Below are 4,632 nucleotides of genomic sequence, written 5' to 3'. Positions count from 1 at the left end.
ATTTGGTACTTAACAAATGATGGTCTCTATAGACCTGATGTTGAGACAAGTAATTCCCCTTTAGTTCAGTTGGTAGAACGGCGGACTGTTAATCCGTATGTCGCAAGTTCAAGTCTTGCAAGGGGAGCCACATTCAAGAAAGCCAAGTCGAGAGACTTGGCTTTTTTTCGTTTGAATAAAAGTAACGCAATTCAATAACACATCAGTTCAACATTAAATCTTGATCTTCGAGTAAATAGACTACATTCGCCACCCTCAATAGAGTAATTGCTCTTACCTCTGTTTATTCATTTGACAGCGAAAAATGTTCTTTTGGGGACTTTTTTTTCTTCGTAAATTTAATCTTCATCATGTTTTGATACCTTTCTGATACCTGCACTACACGACTTAGCTTAAGATTCGTGAATGATACACCATACTTATTATTAGATCGCTGCACGGGGAAATATGAAATTAAAAACGCAAGCTTATTTATTATCAGGCATCATTTTGATTGCCTTGCTCGCACTTACGGCTACAGGTTTATGGACCTTAAGAGTTGCTAGCAACATAGACAACAAAGCTCGTGTGACGGAGCTATTTAAAAGTGCATACAGCATTCTTACTGAAGTCGAAAAAATGGCTATTGATGGCACTCTAGAAGAACAACAAGCCAAACAGCTTGCCACTCGCCTACTGCGCAACAATATCTATAAAGACAATGAATATGTATATGTTGCTGATGAAGATATGACTTTTGTCGCAACACCTTTAGATCCGCAACTACACGGAACCAGCTTTAATGATTTTAAAGATGGCGATGGAAATAGCGTTGGCCAACTTATTCAGCGAGCACTTGGCAATAGAACAGGACAAATAGTCGAGTACACCTGGACACAAAAACTCCCCGACGGAAGCATTGAGGAAAAACTGTCCATCGCAGAAAAAACACCTCATTGGGGTTGGGTTGTAGGTACAGGTATCGGCTTCAATGAAGTCAACGCAAGGTTTTGGTCAACAGCACAATGGCAACTGATTTTATGTTTGGCTATTGCTGGTGTCATTCTTTCAAGCTTGATTATCTCAATTAAACGTATGCTATCGCTACTTGGCGGTGAACCCAAAGACGTAAGAGAAGCAGTACAAGCTGTCGCAGAAGGAAAAATTCAAACATCGTTTGAGACTCAAGCTGAGCAAGGCAGTATCTATCACGCTGTACAACAAATGAGTCAATCACTGGCAGAGTTAGTATCAAACCTTAACTCTTCAATGCTAGCGTTAAGAGGCGAATTACAGCGCGTGGAAGATCGTGCAGGTTCTATCGCTCAACTTACTGAAACTCAGCAACAATCAACTGAAATGATCGCAACAGCAATGACTGAGATGGCGTCTTCAGCAAATAATGTTGCCGATTCAGCTGGCGATACAGCTCGTAACACCGACGAGGCAGACAAACAAAGCCAACATACTCAGCTCCTAATCCACAACACAGTAGATAACATTCAAGGCCTAGCAGGACAATTAGGTACAGCCAGTGAAGCTGTCGCTAACCTAGATAACGACGTAAACAATATTGTTAAGGTATTGGACGTTATAGGTGATATTGCAGAACAAACTAACCTATTAGCACTTAACGCTGCTATTGAGGCTGCGCGAGCGGGTGAACAAGGTCGTGGATTTGCAGTAGTGGCGGATGAGGTACGAAATCTTGCTGGTCGAACGCAATCGAGCACCAAAGAGATTCAGTTAATGATCAATAATCTTCAAGAAGGTTCCCGTAACGCCATTCAAACAATGAATGTGTGTGCGGCAACGAGTGAAAGTACTGTAGCAGAGTCTCAGAATGCCTCTGAAGCGCTACAACAGATTGTGATTGCATTAGAGTCTATATCATCAATGAGCCATCAAATCGCAACAGCAGCCGCTGAGCAGACTCAGGTAAGCGATGATATATCGAAGCGTATCAATATGATTGAAGAAAGTGGCAACCAACTGAGCGATGTCGTAACGGAAAGCCATAACAGTACTCAAACTTTAGCTTCCCTTTCTAACGAATTAGAGACTTGGGTAAATAGGTTTGAAGTAAAACACTAAACTCTCGAGAAAAACCTTTAATATAAAAGCACGTTTTCATACGTGCTTTTTTTATTTCAGCGCTCATTCAAAGCAGTTAACCGTAGTTTTGCCATCTTTTAAGGCATGCTAGACCTAGGTTTTTCTACCCAAACGAACAAAAACAACCCACTAAGTATAGAAAAACATCAAACAATACTTTTTTTGCAATTTAATGTTGACCCAGAACGCGAAAACACGTTTAATACACCTCGTCGCCCGGATAGCTCAGTCGGTAGAGCAGAGGATTGAAAATCCTCGTGTCGGTGGTTCGATTCCGCCTCCGGGCACCACAATTTATTTGTTGGTGTCCTTGACAACAACAGTAAAGCACAAAGAAATATCATGTGCCGACTTAGCTCAGTAGGTAGAGCAACTGACTTGTAATCAGTAGGTCACCAGTTCGACTCCGGTAGTCGGCACCATTTCTTTAAAGCTTTAAGAATAATTCCCCTTTAGTTCAGTTGGTAGAACGGCGGACTGTTAATCCGTATGTCGCAAGTTCAAGTCTTGCAAGGGGAGCCAAGTTAATCATTAAGCGTAAGCTTCTTGATACATGATGCCGACTTAGCTCAGTAGGTAGAGCAACTGACTTGTAATCAGTAGGTCACCAGTTCGATTCCGGTAGTCGGCACCATTCTCTTGATTAGAGATAAAACAATCAATTCCCCTTTAGTTCAGTTGGTAGAACGGCGGACTGTTAATCCGTATGTCGCAAGTTCAAGTCTTGCAAGGGGAGCCAATTAAAGAAAGCCGCATCATTGATGCGGCTTTTTTGCATCTAAAGATCCTAGCGTACCTCCATCCCCCTCACCTTTCTAATCGCTCATTCAGTACAGAAACTCTCAGTCTTAATTTTCTTGTAAAACAATTAGGCTTTACTCTTTTGATTTAGCTTTAATCGCCCAACGACATGTCGAAACCTTTCTAGCGAGCTTGCTACTTGTGTTATCTAAGAGTGAACCAACTAAGCGCCAGAATGGCTCTGTTGATGACTTAACCTGGGTGATATACAGTTTCACTCTTTATCGAAACTATCCACTATAATAGCCCCCATAGACGCGGGCATTGATATAACAATGACACGTTTAAACGAGACTATTGGATCGCTTAATAGAGGCAACTTATCCAAACATGTCAGGACCAAAGCAACTACCAACGCCGTCATAGCATAAGCAATAACAATTCTGAAAATAAACACCGGCATGCGCGCAACAACATTTTTTTGAAAGACACTTTCATAAGTATAAAAGCCTAAGAACACAGCTGATAATAAAAATAGCAGCAACAGATTAGCAGTAGGCAAAGTCTCCCCTAACTTCCAGGCTTCTTCGGAAAAAGAAATCGGTACAGCCAAAGCAAAAGATCCTACAAAGATCTGACTGGCATCTTCAAAGTTAAAGCTTAATTTCATAGTTCGCCCCATTAGCTTTTAAGGCTTTATCTATTTGTTAAAATAATCACTAAAATATCACCCGATGATCTTTTTTTGAGTCTATTCTTACCAAGTGAACGATAACGCCCTTCTAGCTTAATATTAGTCGCAATAGCCAAAACATAGCTTGAATTAACCAGCAAGAAATCAATATGTTCAGAGTAAAGTGGTCAACATAACTAATTCATATCGAGTCAACAAACACATCAGAGTAGAAAAGAGACCGGTAAACATCTCCTAAGATACCTGAACCTAGAGCCAGAGAGTCTCGATCTGATTGGATAATAAATATCACTGCACGAATACGAGAAATTCTCTATTTCTTAGCATATGTATCCCACCGGCACCAATTTGGGCCCTTAATCTAGCGACTTTCTCCTTCAACCTGAAATATAGTCCAATTCCCCTTTGAGATACTTTTCAAACAGGGTGCTCAATACAATTAAGAGTGGTTTAAGCTTAATGAATAACAAGAGGATGAAGTCACCTCATTAAGGGCTATAGCGCTCTTAGCAGAAACATCCATGATCGATTCCTAATTACACATCAGAAGTACCCTCTAGATTCACAGAGAAAAACAGAAGTCAGGTATCGTAGACGAAGGGCTGTTAACTAATACTAAAGTGCACTCGCTTGATAAAGCAAACATCTGCGAACGCAGGGCACATAGGATGAGTTGTAAGCCTTATATAACTTCGATATTGAATGGATACAGCTGAGTCAGAACAGTCTCATTAACCTGACTTACAACGTCGCATAGCTCGAGTATTTGAGTGCTAAGCTTAAAGCTATATGCGTTTGTGAAACACATGCTCGTTTCAAATAACAACTGGTGTAGAAAATACAAATAAAAAGACTCTAATCGTAGAGTTAGACTTTCTAATAAATAACAGAATAATGGGACACGTTAACTAGGCGTCATGGGTTACGCGCAAACCTTGTGTAAAAGTCATTCAATGGAAGGGCGAACACTATAATTTAGATGCAAAAAGCCCCGCGATTTCTAGCGAGACTTCTTATAAATGGTGGAGTGCTTGGGGTCGCAGGCGACCGGGACTCGTTGCTCGAAGACAAAATTATCGTATCCAGAAACGACGAAAGCCTAG

Annotated in this window: 2 protein-coding genes and 6 tRNA genes; 7 read left to right on the top strand and 1 reads right to left on the bottom strand. The window is 40.9% G+C overall.

What is annotated here, in order from left to right:
* Window positions 1-54 precede the first annotated feature (54 nt).
* The 7 genes from AB4496_RS00480 (at window position 55) to AB4496_RS00450 (ending at window position 2,833) form a co-directional block, all read left to right on the top strand.
* Window positions 55-130, top strand: a tRNA-Asn gene (locus tag AB4496_RS00480).
* A 317-nt stretch (window positions 131-447) separates the two neighbouring features.
* On the top strand, window positions 448-2,073 hold the full coding sequence (locus AB4496_RS00475; protein WP_017101452.1) for a methyl-accepting chemotaxis protein: 1,626 nt from the start codon (window positions 448-450) through the stop codon (window positions 2,071-2,073).
* 235 nt (window positions 2,074-2,308) lie between these two features.
* Window positions 2,309-2,384, top strand: a tRNA-Phe gene (locus AB4496_RS00470).
* A gap of 56 nt (window positions 2,385-2,440) precedes the next feature.
* A tRNA-Thr gene (locus AB4496_RS00465) sits at window positions 2,441-2,516 on the top strand.
* Window positions 2,517-2,540: 24 nt separating this feature from the next.
* Window positions 2,541-2,616, top strand: a tRNA-Asn gene (locus AB4496_RS00460).
* A 36-nt stretch (window positions 2,617-2,652) separates the two neighbouring features.
* A tRNA-Thr gene (locus AB4496_RS00455) sits at window positions 2,653-2,728 on the top strand.
* Window positions 2,729-2,757: 29 nt separating this feature from the next.
* Window positions 2,758-2,833: transfer RNA gene (locus AB4496_RS00450), tRNA-Asn, on the top strand.
* Between the two features lie 276 nt (window positions 2,834-3,109).
* Here AB4496_RS00450 and AB4496_RS00445 read toward each other — a convergent pair.
* On the bottom strand, window positions 3,110-3,505 hold the full coding sequence (locus tag AB4496_RS00445; RefSeq protein ID WP_009847710.1) for a DUF2391 family protein: 396 nt from the start codon (window positions 3,503-3,505) through the stop codon (window positions 3,110-3,112).
* Between the last annotated feature and the right edge of the window lie 1,127 nt (window positions 3,506-4,632).

It is taken from the genome of Vibrio sp. 10N.222.46.A1, from assembly GCF_041473595.1.
GTDB lineage: Bacteria > Pseudomonadota > Gammaproteobacteria > Enterobacterales > Vibrionaceae > Vibrio > Vibrio tasmaniensis_A.
Note: the sequence above shows the minus strand (reverse complement) of the source record. Positions and strands in the feature narration are given on the sequence as shown.

Bases quoted from the DNA above. Each gene is read 5' to 3' on its own strand.
- AB4496_RS00475 (WP_017101452.1), top strand. From the start codon at position 448: ATGAAATTAAAAACGCAAGCTTATTTATTATCAGGCATCATTTTGATT.
- AB4496_RS00445 (WP_009847710.1), bottom strand. From the start codon at position 3,505: ATGAAATTAAGCTTTAACTTTGAAGATGCCAGTCAGATCTTTGTAGGA.